We start from the raw sequence: 19,223 nt of genomic DNA on the forward strand, positions 1-19,223 counted from the left end.
TTCACGACAATTCGATCACTCGGCCGCCGGCATCTTCGGCGTCGGCGTGGTCGTGGGTCACCAGCAGGCTCGGCAGGCCGGCGTCACGCAAGCGGCCGAATACCAGCTGGCGCATCTCGTGGCGCAGGGTGGTGTCGAGCTTGGAGAAAGGCTCGTCGAGCAGTACCGCCTTGGGCGCCGAGAGCAGCAGGCGCATCAGCGCCACCCGCGACTGCTGGCCGCCGGAGAGGGTGGCCGGGTCGCGGTCGCCGAAGCCGGCCAGGCCGATATCGGCCAGCGCGGCCGCGACCCTGGCCGACTTGTCTTGGGTCCCCCGCGGCAGGCCGAAGCGCAGGTTGCCGGCGACCGAGAGATGCGGGAACAGCAGCGGATCCTGGAACAGCAGGCCGATGCCGCGCCGCTCCGCCGGCAGCGCGGTGATGTCCTGGCCGCCCAGCAGGACCTGGCCCGAGGCGTGGAAGGCGGGGGCCAGGAAGCCGGCGGCATAGGCCAGCAGGGTCGACTTGCCCGAGCCTGACGGGCCCATCACCGTGAGCACCTCGCCGGGAGCGACCCGGGCATCGAGCGCGAGTAGCGTCCGACCCTGCAGGGCGATATGCACCTGGTTGAATTCGAGGCAGGGAGCAGTCATGGCGTTCCTCGCATTCCGCGGCGGTTGGACCAGAGTAGCCGCGGCAGGCCCACGGCGATGATGAAACCCAGCAGCGGCAGGCTGGCCTGGACCAGCGCCCAGACGCCGATCAGGCGGCGGTTGCCGCCGGCGGCCAGGGCCACGGCTTCGGTGGTGACGGTGGTCACGCGTCCGGCGCCCAGCAGCAGAGTCGGCAGGAACTGACCGATGCTAACCGCCAGTCCTACCGCCATGGCCGTCAGTAGCGGTGCCAGCAGCATCGGCAGGCGTACCCGCCAGAAGGCGCCGTTGGGTGTGCTGCCCAGGGTCAGCGCGACCCGCGACCATCGCGGATCGAAGCGCCGGTAGGCCTCCGACAGCGACAGGAACACATAGGGCAGCACGAACAGCAGATGACCGAAGATCACCAGCCAGCGGGTGGGGCGCGTGCCGAGGGCTTCCATGACCACCACCAGGCCGAACAGGAAGGCGATCTGCGGCACGATCAGCGGCAGATAGAGCAGGGTCAGCGCCGAGGCTAGTTGGCCCTGGGCCGGCTGGCACCCGCTGCGCTGTTCGTTCTCCAGGGCGGCCAGCACCAGCGCCGTGGCAAGTAGCGTCGCCGCGCCGGCGATGATCAGGGTGGCGGCGACCGGACCGCCCAGTGACGGCAGCGCGCGCTGCCAGTGCTGCAGCGTGAAGGTCTGGGGCAGGGCGTCGGGGAAGCGCCAGAAACCGGCCAGGGAGTTGAGCGCCAGGCCGGCGATGCCGACCAGGGCGGTGATCGCGGCGAGCAGGATCAACGTCTTGCCGATGATGCGCAGACGGCGCTCGCCGCGCTGGCGCTGGCCGCCCGCCACCCAGCCCCGGCCCAGCCGTCGCACCAGGCACTCCAGCCCCCACCAGCTGGCCAGTGCCGCCAGGGTTACCCCCAACTGCAGCAGGGCGCCCGCCGAAGCCATGAAGCGGCGTGACAGGTCCGGGTCGTTGAACCAGCCGAGGATCGATACCGCCAGGGTAGGCGGCAGCGTCGGGCCGAGGATCATCGCCACGTCGACCACCGATGAGGCGTAGGCAATGACCGCGAACACCGGCAGCCGGATCAGCGGATAGAGCGACGGCAGCACCACCTTGAGCCAGGCGATGGTGGGCCGGTAGCCCAGCGAGCGGGCCAGGGCCACGCGACGCTCGGCATCGATCTGGTGCAGGGCGGCCAGGCTCATCAGCAGCAGGAAGGGGATCTCCTTGATCACCAGCCCGGCCATCAGCGACAGCCCCCAGGGGTCCTGGACGATCAGCAGATCCGGCGGTCGCTCCCAGCCGGTCAAGCCCGGCGAGAGTGCCCGTGAGATCAGCCCCGAGGGGGCGATCAGAAAAGCCAGGCCGAAGGCCGCCGCGGCGTGGGGGATCGACAGCAGCGGCGAAATCATGCGCCGTATCCAGCGGTCCAGCCGGCTGCCCGAGGCGCCGGCCAGGAACAGCAGCACCACTGTCAGCGACAGCGCCGTGGTGGCGATACCGCTGCTGAAGCTGATCGCCACCGAGCGTGCCAGGCCGGGCTGGGCGAACAGGTCGCGCCAGGGATCGAGGCTCAGGCTGTGGCCGCCGAGGGCCGGCAGGTAGCCGAAGGCGGGCAGGGTGGCCATGGCCAGCCCGGCCAGGATCGGCCCCACCAGCAGGGCAGTGATCAGCCAAGGGGCGAGTCTCAGCATCACGCGGTCAGTCGATCAGCGGCCGACATAGCGCGCTTGCCAGGCCTCCGCCAGGGCATCGACCCAGCTCGGGTGGGGCTGACCCAAGACCTCGCCGAGCTCATCCGGGGCCAGGGTGGCGATGCCCAGGTCGATATCGTCGAACAGCGCGCGATCGGCGGGCTCGAGGGTCTCCAGCGAGAGCACCGTGTTGCTGCCCCATACCACCGGGTCCTGCTTGTGGGCCTGGGCCTCGGGGCTCAGCAGATAGTTGGCCACTACCATGGCGCCGGCCTTGTGCTGGGCGTTATAGGGGATCGCCATGAAGCTCATGTTGCCGATCATGCCGTCGTCGTGCACATAGCTGCGCACGCTGTCGGGCAGCTCGAAGTTGGCGATGGCGCCGGAGGCCTCGGTGGTGCTGAAGGAGAGGCCGATGCTGATTTCGCCGTCGCCCATCAGGCGGCGCAGCTCCGAGCTATTGCTGGGGAAGGCGCGGCCGCTGCGCCACAGCAGTGGGTGCAGCTCGTCCAGGAAGGTCCACAGCGGGGCCGTGACCTCCTCGAAGTCCTCCTCCTGCATGGGTTCGTAGAGGATCTCGGTGTCGTCGGCCAGCTCCAGCAGCGCCTGGGTGATAAAGGCATTGCCGAGGAAGTTGGGGACGCGGGCATAGGTGAATTCGCCGGGGTTCTCCTGGGCCCACGCCAGCAGCTCGGGCATCGAGCGCGGATGAGTGTCGACCAGCGCGGTATCGTAGTAGAAGACCACCTGGGAGCTACTCCAGGGTGACTCTAGCCCGTCCACCGGGATGGTCCAATCGTAGCGCACCGCCGGGGTGTTGTCGGGATCGGTCAGCGGATAGTGGGGCAGCTGCTCAGCCCAGGGGCCGAACAGCAGATCGTTGGTCTTCATGGTGGCGAAGTTCTCGCCGTTGATCCAGATCATGTCGACGTTGCCGCGCTCATCGTTGCCGGCCTGCTTCTCGGCGAGCACCCGCGATACCGCCTCGGCGGTGTCGCTGAGTTTTACATGCACCAGGTCGATGTCGTAGCGCTCGGCGACCTGGTCGGCGGTCCACTGGATGTACTCGTTGGTGCGATCCTCGCCGGCCCAGGCGTACCAGTAGACGGTCTGGCCGCGGGCCTCCTCGACCACGGCCTGCCAGTCGCTGGGGTCGGGATCGGCGAGCAGGGCGGGGCTGCCCAGCAGGGCGGCGAGGGGCAGGCCGGCGGCGAGGGCATGACGTAAGCGAGGCAGTGACATCAGCGTGGCGTTCCTTGTGGCTGGCGGAGATTATCAGGTTGGGCGGCGGTAGACGCGGAGCGGCGAGCGTCGTCACCGAAGGCGCTGGCGAGGGTGTGAAACTCCTCGGCCATGGTCTCGACCACCGGTGCCGAAAGATAGTGTGCCACGCGCTCCTGCACGTGGGCGTTGAGAGTGCCGCTGTTGAGCTGGCGCGACCAGTCCTGGCCGCGGCTGGCGTCAAGCGGCGGTGCCCCGGACGTGACCTGCCACTTGGCACACCAGGTGACCGACCATAGCCACATGGCGCGGCGCAGCGGCATGTGCCACGGGCGATAGGCGCGGCCGGCATCGCCCATGGCCTGCTCCCAGGCGTCATAGGCGGCCAGGATAGCATCGCTGTCGAGTACCGCATGGCTGTTGAGGTCCCAGGTCGTCGAGGTGTAGAGGGTGGCATGGGCGAGGTCGAAGCCGGGGTAGCTGTAGCGGGCCTTTTCCAGGTCGACCATCCAGGCCTTGCCACGCCGATCGACCAGGAAGTTGCCGGGGTGGGCGTCGAAGGTGATCAATCGCGGTTCGGGGCGCGCCGGCGACTCGAGCGTCGCGGCGAACGTCGCCAGCTCGCCGCGGATGGCCTGCTCGGCGGCGTCGCTCAGGCCGGCTTCGGCAAGATACTCGGCCTGCGCCTGAATCTCTTGAAACATCGCCGCCAGCGGGTCGTGGGGGGCCAGCAGCGGGGTGCGGGCCGACGCCTCGGGCAGCGCCAGACGATGAATGGCCGCCAGGCTGCGCATCAGCGCCGTCAGGTCGCCGGGCAGCTCGGCGGGGCGCCCCTCGATGGCCTTGACCACCAGCGCGCCGCGGGGCAGGTCGCGGCTGGGGGCAAGGTGTTCGGCCAGCGGCGGAGTCACGCCGCTGGGCGCGGCGTGGGCAAAGCAGCCAGCTTCATAGACGAGGTGCGCGGCGGCTTCCAGCCCCATCTGGCTCTGCTTGGGTATGCGCATCAGCCAGCCACTATCGCCCAGCCGCAGATGCCAATGGGCCAGGCCGCTGTCCTCCAGGGGCTGCAGCGGCGCCTCGGCCCAGGGCGTGTTGGCCAGGGCGCTGCGCACGGCATCGAGGGAGATCAGGGACATGTCGGCGCCTCATCGGGTTGCCGGGCCAGCAGCGGCCAGCCGACGGCGAGAATCAGCAGCGAGCCGGAGAGTGGCAATGCAGGGCGCATGCAAGATCCTTGTAATAGCAGTGACATAGGCTCAGTCGCAGCCATCGGCGCAGCCTTACAGACAGTCTTGACCTTGGTGCTGCCCCCGGGTGCCATGCTTGGCATTCAACGCTCAGGGGAATCTACCATGATGCAACAGATGACGGGATTTTGCCCCATGTGCGGCTGGATGGACGGCGCTGTAGGCGGTGCCATGATGATAGGCATGGGAGCAGCCGGATTGCTGCTGGTGGGCCTGGCCGCCGCGAGCATGATCAAGTATCTGGTAGTACGATCGGATTGAGAACTCGACGCCCGACCGAAGTCGAGTGAACGAACCGCCATCCTCGGCATCACATTGGTAATGCTAACGTGAGGCACAGGGATCATGTTGACGAGTGCGCACCTCTTCGGTCGTCGATGGCTGCTGTGGGTCAGTCTGCTGAGCCTGCTATTGGGCGCGTTGCTGGCCTGGCACTCCCAGGCTCAGGAATCGCAGCGCACCGCGCTGGTGATGACCATCGACGGTGCCATTGGGCCGGCTACCAGCGACTACTTTCAGCGTGGGCTGCGCCAGGCCAGCGAGGATGGCGCCGAACTGGTGGTGGTGCAGCTCGATACCCCCGGTGGCCTGGATGCCTCGATGCGCGACATGATTCGCGCCATGCTCACCGCCGACGTCCCGGTAGCGATCTATGTCTCCCCCAGCGGCGCCCGAGCCGCCAGCGCCGGCACCTATCTCACCTACGCCAGTCATGTGGCGGCCATGGCACCCTCGACCCATCTCGGCTCGGCGACGCCGGTGCAGATGGGTGGCGGCGGTCTGCCCGGCATCGGCGGCGGTGACGCCGACGATGCCAACGGCAATCAGGATGACGCCGCCAACGGCGATGATGAAGCGGCCAATGGCAACGACGAGGCGGAGCGCGAACCACGCCGCGGCGAGACTGCCATGGAGCGCAAGGTCCTCGAAGATGCGGTGTCCTATATTCGCGGCCTCGCCGAGCGCCACGACCGCAACGCCGACTGGGCCGAGGAGGCGGTGCGCGAGGCGGTCAACCTGACGGCTCGCCAGGCGCTGGAGATGAACGTCATTGATGTGGTGGCCAGCGATGTCGAGGATCTGCTGGCGCAGATTGACGGCCGCGAGGTGGTGATGGAGCGCGGTGAGCGCACCCTGGAGACTGCTGATTTGACCATCGAGCGTTTCGATCCCGACTGGCGTACCCAACTGCTATCGGTGATCACCAATCCCAACGTGGCCTACTTCCTGATGATCATCGGCTTCTATGGGCTGATCTTCGAACTCTCCAGCCCTGGCAGCCTGATCCCTGGCACCATCGGCATTATCTCCCTGCTGCTGGCGCTGTTCGCCTTTCAGGTGCTGCCTATCAACTATGCCGGTCTGGCCTTGATTCTTGCCGGGTTGGCGCTGATCGTAGGTGAGGCACTAATGCCGAGTTTCGGGGTGCTCGGCATTGGCGGCATCGTGGCTTTCGTGATCGGGTCGGTGATTCTTATGGACGCAGATAACTTGCAGGTTTCCCTGCCGCTGATCGGCGGCGTGGCGCTGGTGGCAGCGGTATTTATGCTGTGGACCATGACCCGCTTCATGGGGCTGCGCAAGACCAAGGTGCGCACCGGCCAGGAGGAGCTGATCGGTGCACGCGCCGTGGCGCTGGGGGATTTCGACGGCCATGGGCGGGTTCGGCTCCATGGCGAATCCTGGAAGGCTCACAGCCAGACCCAGGTCACCAAGGGCCAGACCTTGGTGGTCACGGCGCTGGATGGCCTGACCGTCGAGGTGGCCCCGCGGGACCCCGACTGAGCGATCATTCAACCACTTCGCCCGTAATTCCATGCAAGGAGAGACAGCCATGATGATTTCCTATCTCGTACCGCTGGTGCTGGTGGTCATGATACTGGCGGCATCGATCCGGATCCTGCCGGAGTACAAACGCGGGGTGGTGTTCTTCCTGGGGCGCTATCAGGCGGTCAAAGGGCCGGGGTTGATCATCATCATCCCGGGCATTCAGAAGATGGAGGTGGTCGATCTGCGCGTGATCACCATGGACGTACCGGAGCAGGACGTCATCTCCCAGGACAACGTCACCGTCAAGGTCAACGCGGTGCTCTACTTCAGGGTCGTCGACCCCGAGAAAGCGATCATCCAGGTCGAGAACTTCACGGTGGCGACCAGCCAGTTGGCCCAGACCACGCTGCGCTCGGTGCTCGGCAAGCATGACCTCGACGAGATGCTCTCCGAGCGCGACAAGCTCAACGACGACATTCAGGAGATTCTCGACTCGCAGACCGAATCCTGGGGGATCAAGGTGGCCAACGTCGAGATCAAGCATGTCGACCTCGACGAGAGCATGATCCGTGCCATTGCCCGCCAGGCCGAGGCAGAGCGCGAGCGGCGCGCCAAGGTGATTCACGCCGAGGGTGAGTTGCAGGCCTCGCGCAAGCTGGTCGAGGCCGCCAACGTCATGGCCGAGAACTCTGCCGCGTTGCAGCTGCGCTATCTGCAGACCATGAGCGATATGAGTAACAAGAACGCCTCGACCATCGTCTTCCCCCTGCCGATGGATATCATGGAGGCGTTCAAGCAGATGAAGGCGTCGCCTGCCGCCCAAACGCGCACTCAGGCGCCTACCGATCCCGAGGCGTGATCCCTCGGCGGGCCTGCATTGATGGCAGGCCCGCCGATGGACCAGTCCCGCGCCTGGCTGCCTTGCCCATCCCCCCCTTTAGGTGCAATGCAGCGTAAGCTCTGTTAGAATCCGCGGCTCGAATGTGGCCAGTGCTACTACCAAGGTCTAATGCCTTGAAACAGCCAGGGCCCGTCACCCGATACGAGTAACGGACTTCTAACCTTGACCAGCAGCAGCACCCTCCAGGCCGGCACCACGCCGCCCTAGCGCACTACCCCTTTCTTCGGCGATGCCTCGTTCATCGTCAGGCACGCGCGTGCCCTGCTCGCCATCTGGCGGCCCCTCGATTGATCTCAGCGCTGCGCAACCCCGTGCCATAGCACCCTGGCGCCCTATGGGCATGATAAACACCCTCGACAGGACCGCAGAATGTTCGAAACAATGAAACAGAGTTGGTTCTCCAACCTCAAGGGCGACACCTTGTCGGGTATCGTCGTCGCGCTGGCGCTGATTCCCGAGGCCATCGCCTTCTCGATCATCGCCGGCGTCGACCCCAAGGTCGGTCTCTACGCCTCCTTTGCCATCTGTGTGATCATCGCCTTTACCGGCGGCCGCTCGGGCATGATCTCCGGTGCCACCGGCGCCATGGCACTGCTGATGGTGACCCTGGTTCGCGATCACGGCCTCGAGTACCTGTTGGTGGCTACTCTGCTCACCGGGGTGCTGCAGATCGCGGCCGGCTATCTCAGGCTCGCCGAGCTGATGCGCTTCGTGTCGCGTTCGGTTGTGACCGGCTTCGTCAACGCCCTGGCGATCCTGATCTTCATGGCCCAGCTGCCTGAGTTGACCGGCGTGACCTGGCATGTGTACGCCATGACCGTGGCGGGCCTGGCGATCATCTACGGCTTCCCTTATCTGCCGGCGATCGGTAAGTCGATTCCTTCGCCGCTGGTATGCATCGTGGTGCTGACCGCGGTGTATATGATCACTGGTATGGATATTCGTGATGTTGGCGACATGGGCGAGCTGCCCGACAGCCTGCCGGTCTTCCTGTGGCCGGACGTGCCGCTCAACCTCGAGACCCTGATGATCGTGCTGCCCTACTCGCTGATGCTCACGCTAGTGGGGCTGCTGGAGTCGATGATGACCGCGACCATCGTCGATGATCTCACCGATACCAAGAGCAACAAGAACCGCGAGTGCAAGGGTCAGGGCATCGCCAATATCGGCTCCGGCCTGATTGGTGGCATGGCGGGCTGCGCGATGATTGGCCAGTCAGTGATCAACATCAAGTCTGGTGGCCGCCGTCGGCTTTCCTCGCTGATCGCCGGCGTCGTGCTGCTGCTGATGGTGGTGTTCCTTGCCGACTGGGTCTCGCAGATTCCCATGGCTGCCCTGGTGGCGGTGATGATCATGGTCTCCATCGGTACCTTCAGCTGGACGTCCATCAAGGATCTCAAGAAGCACCCGATAAGCACCAATATCGTGATGGTGGCTACCGTGGTCGCCACGGTAGGTACGCACAATCTGGCTATTGGCGTATTCGTCGGTGTGCTGCTGGCGGCGATGTTCTTCGCCAACAAGGTCGGCAATATCCTCTATATCGGGTCAGAAGAGACCGACGGGGGCAGCCGTCGTATCTACACGATTGTCGGCCAGGTGTTCTTCGCCTCCTCCGAACGTTTCGGTGAATCCTTCGATTTCAAGGAGACCGTTGAGAAGGTCACCATCGACCTGTCCCGCGCCCACTTCTGGGACATCACCGCCGTCCAGGCCCTGGACCGGGTAGTGATCAAGTTCCGCCGCGAGGGTACCGAGGTCGAGCTGATCGGCCTCAACGAGGCGAGTGCCACCATCGTCGACCGCTACGCGGTGCACGACGATCCCGCCGCCGTCGAGAAGCTGATGGGCGGTCACTGATCCGATACCCATGGCAGCCGTTGGAATACCAGCCGGCTGCCGTTTCTTTGTTCACTAAACGTTAAAGGAGATTCGCATGTATTTTCTTAAGCTACTCAATCTCGGCTTTGCCCCGATTGCTTCAACCGTGGTGCCGACCTACCGCAGCAAGCGCCTGGACGACGTATGCCGCGTCTTCATGCCGTGGGAAAACCGTCGCGTCACGCCGCGAGATAGCGACCGGGTGTATGGCAGCGATCCCATTGAGCGTCGCAGCGCCGACCTGACCGCGCGGGCGGCTTATCACGGTGTATTTCGCTAAGCACCACTATTACTAATCGCTGCCGTCAAGGAGAGGGATATGACAGATCAGGTAATGGCCGCCATCGACGGCTCGCAGTTCTCCGAGGGCGTGTGCGACTACGCCGCCTGGGCCAGCCAGGCCCTGGCGGCACCGCTGACCTTCCTGCATGTGGTGGACAACCACCCGCAGACCGCCGAGGCGGACCTGTCCGGCAATATCGGCCTGGGATCGCGGGAGCACCTGCTGGAGGAGCTGGCCAGCCTCGATGAGCAGCGCGCCAAGCTGGCCCAGGAGCAGGGCCGGGTAATGCTCGCGGCGGCCAAGACGCGGGCGGCGGAGGCCGGCGTCAGCGAACCGGGCACACGTCAGCGCAACGGCACCCTGGTCGAGACCCTCAGCGAGCTGGAGAACGACATCCGCCTGCTGGTGATCGGCAAGCGCGGCGAGACCGCGCACCGGGCGGTCGATCACCTGGGCTCCAACCTCGAGCGGGTGGTGCGCACCCTGCACCGGCCGATTCTGATGGTGCCGGATCAGTTCCAGGCACCCAGCAAGGTGTTGATCGCTTTCGACGGCAGCAAGACCACCCGCAAGGGCGTCGAGATGATCGCCAAGAGCCCGCTGTTCGAGGGCATCCCGGTGCACGTGGTGATCGTCGGCGCCGAGACCGGCGATAACCGTTCGCAGCTGGAGTGGGCGCTCAAGACCCTGCGCGACGCCGGCCATGAGGCCGAGGGCGCGATTCGCGCCGGCGAGGTCGAGGAGACGCTGCGTACCTACCAGGAGGAGCAAGGCATCGACCTGCTGGTCATGGGCGCCTACGGCCACTCGCGGATTCGCCACCTGCTGGTGGGCAGCACCACCACCGAGATGCTGCGGCGCGCGAGTAAACCTGTTTTGCTACTTCGCTAGTTGTCCAGTGAGTCGGCCCCGCCGGGTGCGGTGCGCCGACTTTTGAGAGGGCATCCCAGAACAAGTGGAAATCGAGGTGGAACGCTGTAGAGACCATTCCCTTGAACAGCTGTTCAAGGATTTGTTATCGTAAACTGTTGTTAATATCTATCCAGATACCTTTCTTGAGGTCGCTGGTAACTGCAAGAGGAGCTATCCGTTGCCTCAGTTACTGACCGACACCTGCCTCACCCCGCCCTAGCGCTCTCGTTATCCTTGCCTATTTGGCGTTTCGCAGCCTTCCTGTCATCGCCTTATGAAGTCCGGCTGGCTGTCTTTCAGACGTGTCAAAGGATATCTTTATGAGTACTACAGGTGCTTTCCTCCCCGATGCTGAACGGCTCTCCTCGAAGGATGGCTGGGTCAGCGTTCATGACCATCTCCCCATCGATACCCGCGCCTCACTGTTAGTAGTGTATCAGGACATGCATAGAGCAGGCGTCACGTCAGCGATCATGGAGCGGGGGCGCTTTCTGAGCATGTCCAACCGCGCGCTTGTGCGCGGCGTACGCTCATGGCGTTTCCAGGGAGAGGAGTGATGAGTCGAGAGACACTCACCGCATCGCAGCGCCTACATTGGCTTTCCGAAATTGCCCCAAGCTTCCCGTTCTGATCAGGTCGAAGATGTCATCAACCGCTAGCTACAATGCGACCCCCTCGCTCCCGCAGGAGGTGGCAAGACGCCGTACCTTCGCGATCATCTCGCACCCCGATGCCGGCAAGACGACGCTCACCGAAAAGCTGCTGATGTATGGTGGAGCGATCCGCTCGGCGGGCACTGTCAAGAGCAAGAAAAGCCATCAGTTCGCCACCTCGGACTGGATGGAGGTCGAGAAGCAGCGCGGGATTTCCGTGGCCAGCTCCGTCATGCAGTTTGAGCATGAAGGCTGCGTGATCAACCTGCTTGATACGCCGGGCCACCAGGACTTCTCGGAAGACACCTACCGAGTGCTGACCGCAGTAGATGCTGCCCTGATGGTGATCGATGCCGCCAAGGGCGTCGAGCCTCAGACCATCAAGTTGCTCGAGGTGTGCCGGCTGCGCAAGACCCCGGTCATCACCTTTATCAACAAGATGGATCGCGAGGTGCGCGAGCCGCTGGAGCTGATCGACGAGATCGAGGATATCCTGAAATTGGCATGTGCTCCGGTCACCTGGCCGATTGGCATGGGTAAGCAGTTTGCCGGGGTCTACGACCTGCATCGCCATCAGATGCTCAAGTTCACGCCGGGAGATAGCACGGCGGATAGCGAGGTCGAAGTACTGGATGGCGAGGATAACCCCTATCTGGTCGAGCACTTTCCCATTGCCCACGCCACCTTCAAGGAGGAGGTGGAGATCGTCCGCGAGGCGGCAGCACCCTTCGATCACCAGGCGTTCCTGTCCGGCGACCTCTCTCCGGTGTTCTTTGGATCAGCCATCAACAACTTCGGCGTACGCGATATTCTTCAGGCGCTGGTGTCCTGGGCACCATCCCCCAGGCCACGGGACGCCAGGGAGCGCGAAGTCCTGCCCGAGGAGGCCAACTTCACCGGCATCGTCTTCAAGATCCAGGCCAACATGAACCCGCTGCACCGCGACCGTATAGCCTTCCTGCGTATCTGCTCGGGAGAGTATCGCCAGGGGTTGCGTGCCAAGCATCTACGCTCGGGCAAGCCCATCAAGCTGGATCATGCCATCACCTTCATGGCACAGCAGCGTAGCCACCTGAGCGAAGCCTATGCGGGGGATATCATCGGCATTCCCAACCATGGCCGCCTGCGCATCGGTGACGTCATAACCCAGGGCGAGACATTGGAGCTTGAAGGTATCCCGCATTTCTCGCCAGAAATTTTCAAAGTCGCCAGGCTCAACGACCCGCTGCGCGCCAAGCAGCTCAACAGGGCGCTGCAGGAGCTTGGCGAGGAGGGCACGATCCAGGTCTTTGAACCCCTCGAGAAGACCGGCATGGTACTGGGTGCCGTTGGGCAACTGCAGTTCGAGACCGTGGCCCACCGTCTGCTTACCGAGTACAAGGTCGACGCTTCATTCGACAGCGTCCCCGTGTACAAGGCGCTATGGGTCAGTAGTGCCGATACCTCGGCGCTAAAGCGGTTCATACAGTCCAACGCCAATCGACTGGCCAGAGATGCCGCCGGGGCACTGGCGTTCATGGCACCCAATCGCTCGATCCTCGACCTGACCGTAGAGAAGTGGCCCGAGATCGACTTCCATAGCACCCGCGAGATCAACCTGACCCGATGAATCAAAACGCCGACACTCTGGAGCGAGCGGCGGAACGTCGCCAGCTCGACCACACCCTGGCGCGCATCGACGCCAACCTGGATGAGCTGGACCAGCGGCTCAAGGCCTATGCCGATGATATTCAGGCGCAGAAGGAGTACCTCTGGTCGAGTCGCGACGAGATGGACCATATCGAGAAGATATCGGCCCGCGAGTCGATCCAGCAGGCAGTCATGACCGGCGACAATGCGCTGGCCAGGCGTCGCAAGCTTGAGAAGCTCAAGCACTCTCCCTACTTCGGGCGCTTCGATTTTGCCCGAGGCGGCGAGCCCGAGCCGGTCTATATCGGTATTCATCACTTTCACGATGATCTTGAGGGCGCGAGCCGAGTCCACGACTGGCGGGCACCCATCGCCTCGCTGTTCTACGACTACGAAACCGGCCCGGCCAGCTACGAGAGTCCCCAGGGACAGGTCGCGGGCGAGGTGACGCTGAAACGCCAGTTCCGCATCAAACGCGGCGAGATCGAGCTGATGATCGACAGCGCGGTACATGTGGTCGACGACGTGCTTCAGGAGGAGCTGAGCCGTGCCTCCGATGAGAGCATGAAGAACATCGTGGCCACTATTCAGCGTGACCAGAACGCCATCATCCGTAATGACGAAGCGCAAGTGCTGGTGATTCAGGGAGTGGCCGGCTCCGGCAAGACCTCCATCGCCCTGCACCGTATCGCCTACCTGCTGTATCGCTTCAAGGACACTCTACGCTCTGAGGACATCCTGATCATCTCGCCCAACCGGGTATTTTCCGACTATATCGCCAATGTGCTGCCGGAACTCGGTGAAGAAACCGTCAATCAGGTCGGTATGGAGGAACTGGCCGATGAGATGCTCGACGGCCAGTACCGTTTCGAGAGTTTCTTCGAGCAGACCACGAGGCTGCTAGAGAAAGACGACGAGGCGATGAAGGAGCGCCTGCGTTACAAGGCTTCGCCGGAATTTCTGAATGAGCTCGACCGCTATGCCGCCGATGTGGAGGCTAGTCGGTTCGCTGCCGACGACCTGTGGATCGCCCGGCGGCTGGTGCCTGGCTGGCTAGTCGAGGAAGTGTTCCGCAAGCATCGCCAACTACCTACCAACGAGCGGCTTCGGCAGGTGAGCTGGGAGATCGAGCGCAAGATCGGCAATCAGTACAACTATGACCTGGAGCGCGAGGAGCGTAAGGCGCTAAAGGCCGCCATCAAGGCGATGCTGCGGCAGACGACCCTGCGCGAGACCTACAAAGGCTTCTACGACTGGCTGGGGCGTCCAGAACTGTTTCAGACCGCCTCGCGGGGACGGCTCGAGTACGCGGACGTCTTCCCGCTGATCTACCTGAAGATGCGCCTGGAGGGGGTGCGCTCACGCTGGCGGGACGTCAAGCATCTGCTGATTGATGAGATGCAGGACTACACAGCGGTGCAATACGCGGTCATCGGTCGGCTGTTCGCCTGCAAGAAGACCATTCTTGGCGACGCTTACCAGTCAGTGAATCCCTACAGTGCCTCCAAGGCTGAAGAGATCCGTCGAGTGCTGCGCCAGTCCTCCTGCGTAACGCTCAACAAGAGTTACCGCTCGAGCCTGGAGATCACTCGTTTCGCTCAGCGCATCTCGCCCAACCCTGAGCTAGAGGCGATTGAGCGCCACGGTGAGGAGCCCGAGGTGGTCCGCGCCCCTACCCGCAAGGCGGAGCTCGCTACCATTGGCGAGATGGCCCGCGACTTCGTTGCCTCCCAGCACAACACCCTGGGTATCATCTGCAAGACCCAGAAGCAGGCGAAGAAGGTATTTGATGCTCTTGAGAATGGCGAGTACGGCGAGTGCGAGCGCTTGCAGCTGCTCGCTGAAAATAGCGCAGCCTTCGGCCAGGGCATCGTCGTCTGCACGGCTCATATGGCCAAGGGCCTGGAATTCGATCGGGTCATCGTGCCCGAGGCCACGGCCAAGAACTACGCCACCGACATGGAGCGTAACCTGCTCTACGTGGCCTGTACTCGCGCCATGCACCGGCTGAGCCTAACCCATACCGGCGCGGTGACGGCTTTTCTGGACAGGGGGTAATCGAGGGGTACCTGTATTCCTCACTATTCTCCGAGCATTAGGTTTGTTCAAAACTGTCCAGAAGTGCTCGCTCTCCCTGTCTTCTAAACATCATAAAAACACATTCCATTCGGTGCCTATGCCTTTAAGTTTATGAATTTAAAGGCTTGGCATAACTATTGCCGTAGTAATGGAACATAGTTGAACGCCGCCACTCAGCGTCAGACATAACAATCACAACGCACAAGGAGAGGATTCATGAAAGCAGCCGTGCTTCATGCCTACGACGAGAAGGTCGAACGTCCGGACCTGGTTACCTATGAGGACTGGCCGGACCCCAGGATCCATAAGCCCGACGACGTGATCGTCAGGATCGGTGGTGCAGGTGTCTGTCGTACCGACCTGCATATCATCGAGGGCATCTGGCGCGAGCATGCTCCGATCGATCTGCCCTTCGTCATGGGCCACGAGAATGCCGGCTGGGTGGAGGAGGTCGGCCCCGGCGTTACCAGCGTGAAGCCAGGCGATCCGGTGATCTGCCATCCGCTGGCCACCAACGGCCACTGCCTGGCCTGTCGGCGTGGTAACGACATGCACGCCAATGACAGTAGCTTCCCGGGCATCAACGCCCAGGGCGGCTACGCCGACTATCTCTACACCAATGAGCGGGCGCTGATTTCGCTGCCTGGCAGCTTGGCCCCCAAGGACGTTGCGCCTTACACCGATGCCGGCCTCACGGCGTACCACGCGGCCAAGAAGGCCGCCAGCCACCTGGTGCCCGGCCAGAAGGTGGTCGTGCTGGGGGTGGGTGGTCTTGGGCATATCGGCGTACAGGTACTGGCGGCGCTGTGCGGCGCCGAGATCATCGCCATCGACCGCGCCGAGTCGGCCCTCAAACTCGCCGAAGCGGGCGGTGCCCACCACGCCATCAAGGCCGACGGTGGCGAAGTCGACGCGGTGATGTCGCTGACCAACGGCCATGGCGCCGAGGCGGTGCTCGATTTCGTTGGCGAGGGCGATGCGGTAAGCAAGGGCCTGGCCATGACCCGCGCCAACGGTAGCTACTACGTGATCGGCTACGGCGGCAAGATCGAGATTCCCACCATCGACATGGTCGTCACCGAGAAGAGCATCATCGGCAATCTGGTGGGCACCTACCCCGAGCTGGTCGAACTGATGGCCCTGGCCGACCGCGGTGCCGTGGAGCTGGCCACCCGCGAGTACGCTCTGAAAGACGCCAACCAGGCGTTACATGATTTGCATCACGGAAGAGTGCCGGGACGCGCCGTCCTGATTCCCTAGCCTTATTAAGTGGCCTGCCCTGGATGGGTCGCGACATTCCTCTTGCTAGAGAGAGCACGTTCCGATGACAGCAAATAAACCGCTTCTCAGCGTCAAGGACCTCAAGGTCCACTTCAAGACCGACGACGGCATCGTACCCGCCGTGGATGGTGTCAGCTTCGATATCAACGAGGGTGAGACCCTGGCCGTGGTCGGTGAGTCCGGTTCCGGAAAATCCGTCACCAGCCTGGGCATCATGGATCTGTTGCCCAAGGGCAAGGGCTATGTCGCCGGGGGCGAGATCCTCTTCGAAGGCGAAGATCTGGTCAAGATGGAGAAGCATAAGCGTCAGGCCCTGAGAGGTAATCGCATTTCAATGATCTTTCAGGAGCCGATGACCAGCCTCAATCCCGTCTTTACCTGCGGCTATCAGATCGCTGAAGCGGTCGCCCTGCACCAGAAACTCGACAAGAAGGCGGCCTGGAAGCGCGCTGTCGAAATGCTCGATCTGGTCAGTATTCCCGAGCCCGCCCAGCGCGCCAAGGAGTACCCCCACCAGCTCTCCGGCGGCATGCGTCAGCGGGTGATGATCGCCATCGCGCTGTCGTGCAATCCGCGGCTGTTGATCGCCGATGAGCCGACAACGGCATTGGATGTGACCATCCAGGCCCAGATCCTCGATCTGATGCGCAAGCTGCAGAAGGAGATCGGCACCAGCATCCTGTTCATCACCCACGATCTGGCAGTGGTCGCCGAGATGGCTGACCGGGTGGTGGTGATGTACACCGGTCGCGCCGTCGAGGAGTCCGGCGTGTTCGATATCTACGAGCGGCCGAGCATGCCTTACACCCAGGGGCTACTCAACTCGATTCCGTCCTGGGTGGGCGATAAGCAGGGCAAGCGGGACCGTCTGGTAGCGATTCCCGGCAATGTGCCAAGCCCCCAGAACCTGCCGCCCGGCTGCAGCTTCGAGCCTCGCTGTCGGTATGCCAAGGATATCTGCACGAAACAGGTGCCGCCGCTGGAATCCATCGGTGGTGATCATCGCGTGCGCTGCGTGCGCTGGCGGGAAATCAATGACCATGCCAAGGCAGGGGGGGCCTGATCATGAGCGAAGCCGCACTCAAGCAGGATACTGGCCAGCAGACGCTTGACGACGATGAACTGCTACGCGTCGTGAACCTCAAGAAATACTTTCCGGTCGGCAAGACGTTTTTCGCCAAGAACCGCCGCCAGGTGAAGGCTGTCGATGACGTCTCTTTCAGTGTAAAGAAGGGCGAAGTGGTTGGGCTGGTCGGTGAGTCGGGCTCGGGCAAGACCACCATTGGGCGGATGATCATGCGCCTGATCGACCCGACCTCGGGCAGCATCCAGTTCGGCGAGACCGACGTGGCAACCGCCGAGGGTAAGCAACTGATGGCCATGCGCAAGGCGATCCAGATCATCTTTCAGGATCCCTACGGCAGCCTCAATCCACGTATGAAAGTCGGACCGATCATTCGTGAAGGCCTGGACGTGCACCGCATGTACAGCATGGCCGAGCGCAATGAGCGCATTGCCAGGCTACTGGAAACCGTGGGCTTGGGTCCTGCCCACGTCAACCGCCACCCCCATGAGTTCTCGGGGGGCCAGCGCCAGCGTATCGGTATCGCTCGAGCACTGGCGGTCAGCCCACAGCTGCTGGTGGCCGATGAGCCGGTCTCCGCCCTGGATGTCTCGGTACAGGCCCAGGTGCTGAATCTCTTGCAGGACCTCAAGGAAGAGTACGAGTTTTCCATGCTGATGATCTCCCACGATCTGGGGGTGGTCGAGCATGCCTGCGACAAGGTGATCGTGCTCTACCTGGGCAGGGTGATGGAGATGGCACCCGCCGAGAAGCTCTATGCCGATCCGGTCCATCCCTATACCCAGTCGCTGCTCTCGGCCATGCCGGTGCCCGACCCTCGGCGTCGCCATGATCAGAATCGGATCATCCTCAAGGGTGATATTCCCAGTCCCATTAACCCGCCTTCCGGCTGCGTGTTTCGTACGCGTTGCCCGATTGCTACCGATGAGTGTGCCAGGGTTGTTCCCCCCCTGGAGGAGACGAGTCCGGGGCATTTCAAGGCCTGCATTCATCGCTGAAATAGCGGACCAGGAGTCAGCAAAATGACAACAACGACAGCAGCACGCCATACATCCAACGGCAAAGGCCAGCCCGATTCCCAGGTGGTGGCCCCCAAGAAAAGCGAGTGGAAGCGCGCGATGCGCTCGCTGTATCGCTCCAAGGCGGCGCTCGGTTCGGCGCTGCTTCTGATCTTGCTGATTATCGTGGCGCTGACGGCCCAGTGGATCGCGCCCCATGATCCTCGGGCGGTGGATATCAGTAACCGTATGCTCTGGCCAGTGTGGACCGATTCAAATTCCAACCCTATCTATTTTCTAGGCACGGATTCGCTGGGCCGTGACATCCTCAGTCGCCTGATCCATGCCTCTCAGATGACCCTGATTGTGGCGGTAGCAGCGGTTATTGCCAGCGGTCTGGTCGGAATATTCATGGGTTTGATCAGCGGCTTTTTCGGCAGCTGGATGGACAGCATCATCATGCGCTTGGCGGATCTACAGCTGGCGTTTCCCAGTCTGCTGATCGGCCTGATCGTCATGGCATTGATCGGCTCTGGTGTGGCCGAACTGATCTTCGTCATCGCACTGACCCAGTGGGCCTACTATGCGCGTATTGTGCGCTCTGAGGTCATCAAGGTTCGCGAGACGGAGTACGTCCAGGCCGCCCGTGCTCTAGGGGCCGGTAATATCCGTTTGATCTTCAAACACGTGCTGCCCAATGCGCTGGCATCCATGCTGGTGGTGGCGAGCTTCACGCTGGCAATTGCCATTTATTATGAGGCCTCACTGAGCTTCTTTGGTCTGGGGATCCCCCCCGCTATTCCGACCTGGGGGAATATGATCGCAGATGCGCGAGACGTTATGTTGCGCAACTGGTGGTTCGCCCTTTTCCCCGGTCTGGCGATAACTTTCACCGTCCTTGCCTTCAACCTGTTAGGTGATTGGGTAAGGGATCACTTCGACGTAAAAGCAGAATGAGGAGG

Annotated in this window: 17 protein-coding genes; 13 read left to right on the top strand and 4 right to left on the bottom strand. The window is 62.8% G+C overall.

Annotated features, from left to right (window positions below):
• Nucleotide 1: 1 nt before the first annotated feature.
• The 4 genes from IEI94_RS07525 to IEI94_RS07540 are packed head-to-tail and all read right to left on the bottom strand — an operon-like array spanning nucleotide 2 to nucleotide 4,679.
• Nucleotides 2–631, bottom strand: coding sequence for an ATP-binding cassette domain-containing protein (locus tag IEI94_RS07525; protein WP_191166694.1), 630 nt, complete (start codon nucleotides 629–631; stop codon nucleotides 2–4).
• Nucleotides 628–2,322, bottom strand: a complete 1,695-nt coding sequence (locus IEI94_RS07530; protein ID WP_191166695.1) for an ABC transporter permease — start codon at nucleotides 2,320–2,322, stop codon at nucleotides 628–630. The genes IEI94_RS07525 and IEI94_RS07530 overlap by 4 nt, the downstream gene beginning before the upstream one ends.
• 15 nt (nucleotides 2,323–2,337) lie before the next feature.
• Nucleotides 2,338–3,564 (bottom strand): ABC transporter substrate-binding protein, encoded by a 1,227-nt coding sequence (locus IEI94_RS07535; protein WP_191166696.1) that lies wholly within the window; start codon nucleotides 3,562–3,564, stop codon nucleotides 2,338–2,340.
• Nucleotides 3,564–4,679 carry an aminoglycoside phosphotransferase family protein gene (locus IEI94_RS07540; protein WP_191166697.1) on the bottom strand — a complete coding sequence of 372 codons (1,116 nt, stop codon included), beginning with the start codon at nucleotides 4,677–4,679 and terminating at the stop codon, nucleotides 3,564–3,566. The genes IEI94_RS07535 and IEI94_RS07540 overlap by 1 nt, the downstream gene beginning before the upstream one ends.
• Nucleotides 4,680–4,895: 216 nt before the next feature.
• Between IEI94_RS07540 and IEI94_RS07545 the strand changes: the two genes are divergently transcribed.
• The 13 genes from IEI94_RS07545 (at nucleotide 4,896) to IEI94_RS07605 (ending at nucleotide 19,218) form a co-directional block, all read left to right on the top strand.
• Nucleotides 4,896–5,051 carry a hypothetical protein gene (locus tag IEI94_RS07545; RefSeq protein WP_191166698.1) on the top strand — a complete coding sequence of 52 codons (156 nt, stop codon included), beginning with the start codon at nucleotides 4,896–4,898 and terminating at the stop codon, nucleotides 5,049–5,051.
• Nucleotides 5,052–5,135: 84 nt separating this feature from the next.
• On the top strand, nucleotides 5,136–6,575 hold the full coding sequence (locus IEI94_RS07550; RefSeq protein ID WP_191166699.1) for an NfeD family protein: 1,440 nt from the start codon (nucleotides 5,136–5,138) through the stop codon (nucleotides 6,573–6,575).
• A 49-nt stretch (nucleotides 6,576–6,624) separates the two neighbouring features.
• On the top strand, nucleotides 6,625–7,419 hold the full coding sequence (locus IEI94_RS07555; RefSeq protein WP_191166700.1) for a slipin family protein: 795 nt from the start codon (nucleotides 6,625–6,627) through the stop codon (nucleotides 7,417–7,419).
• Nucleotides 7,420–7,830: 411 nt separating this feature from the next.
• The gene (locus IEI94_RS07560) at nucleotides 7,831–9,321 is read left to right on the top strand and encodes a SulP family inorganic anion transporter (RefSeq protein WP_191166701.1); all 1,491 of its coding nucleotides are present in this window, start codon (nucleotides 7,831–7,833) and stop codon (nucleotides 9,319–9,321) included.
• Between the two features lie 76 nt (nucleotides 9,322–9,397).
• Nucleotides 9,398–9,622 (top strand): hypothetical protein, encoded by a 225-nt coding sequence (locus IEI94_RS07565; RefSeq protein WP_191166702.1) that lies wholly within the window; start codon nucleotides 9,398–9,400, stop codon nucleotides 9,620–9,622.
• Nucleotides 9,623–9,661: 39 nt separating this feature from the next.
• On the top strand, nucleotides 9,662–10,516 hold the full coding sequence (locus IEI94_RS07570) for a universal stress protein (protein ID WP_191166703.1): 855 nt from the start codon (nucleotides 9,662–9,664) through the stop codon (nucleotides 10,514–10,516).
• Between the two features lie 341 nt (nucleotides 10,517–10,857).
• Nucleotides 10,858–11,094 carry a hypothetical protein gene (locus IEI94_RS07575; protein WP_191166704.1) on the top strand — a complete coding sequence of 79 codons (237 nt, stop codon included), beginning with the start codon at nucleotides 10,858–10,860 and terminating at the stop codon, nucleotides 11,092–11,094.
• Nucleotides 11,095–11,179: 85 nt separating this feature from the next.
• Entirely contained in the window at nucleotides 11,180–12,799 is a 1,620-nt protein-coding gene (locus tag IEI94_RS07580) for a peptide chain release factor 3 (RefSeq protein WP_191166705.1), read from the top strand.
• A complete protein-coding gene (locus tag IEI94_RS07585) occupies nucleotides 12,796–14,877 on the top strand; it encodes a HelD family protein (protein ID WP_191166706.1) in 2,082 nt (693 codons plus the stop codon). The genes IEI94_RS07580 and IEI94_RS07585 overlap by 4 nt, the downstream gene beginning before the upstream one ends.
• Before the next feature lie 237 nt (nucleotides 14,878–15,114).
• Nucleotides 15,115–16,158, top strand: a complete 1,044-nt coding sequence (locus IEI94_RS07590) for an NAD(P)-dependent alcohol dehydrogenase (protein WP_191166707.1) — start codon at nucleotides 15,115–15,117, stop codon at nucleotides 16,156–16,158.
• Between the two features lie 64 nt (nucleotides 16,159–16,222).
• Nucleotides 16,223–17,242 carry an ABC transporter ATP-binding protein gene (locus tag IEI94_RS07595; RefSeq protein WP_191166708.1) on the top strand — a complete coding sequence of 340 codons (1,020 nt, stop codon included), beginning with the start codon at nucleotides 16,223–16,225 and terminating at the stop codon, nucleotides 17,240–17,242.
• A gap of 2 nt (nucleotides 17,243–17,244) precedes the next feature.
• Nucleotides 17,245–18,261 carry an ABC transporter ATP-binding protein gene (locus IEI94_RS07600; protein ID WP_191166709.1) on the top strand — a complete coding sequence of 339 codons (1,017 nt, stop codon included), beginning with the start codon at nucleotides 17,245–17,247 and terminating at the stop codon, nucleotides 18,259–18,261.
• Nucleotides 18,262–18,285: 24 nt separating this feature from the next.
• On the top strand, nucleotides 18,286–19,218 hold the full coding sequence (locus tag IEI94_RS07605; RefSeq protein WP_191166710.1) for an ABC transporter permease: 933 nt from the start codon (nucleotides 18,286–18,288) through the stop codon (nucleotides 19,216–19,218).
• Nucleotides 19,219–19,223: the final 5 nt, after the last annotated feature.

Origin of the sequence: Halomonas sp. ML-15, from assembly GCF_014779595.1 — a bacterium.
Classification (GTDB): Bacteria; Pseudomonadota; Gammaproteobacteria; order Pseudomonadales; family Halomonadaceae; genus Franzmannia.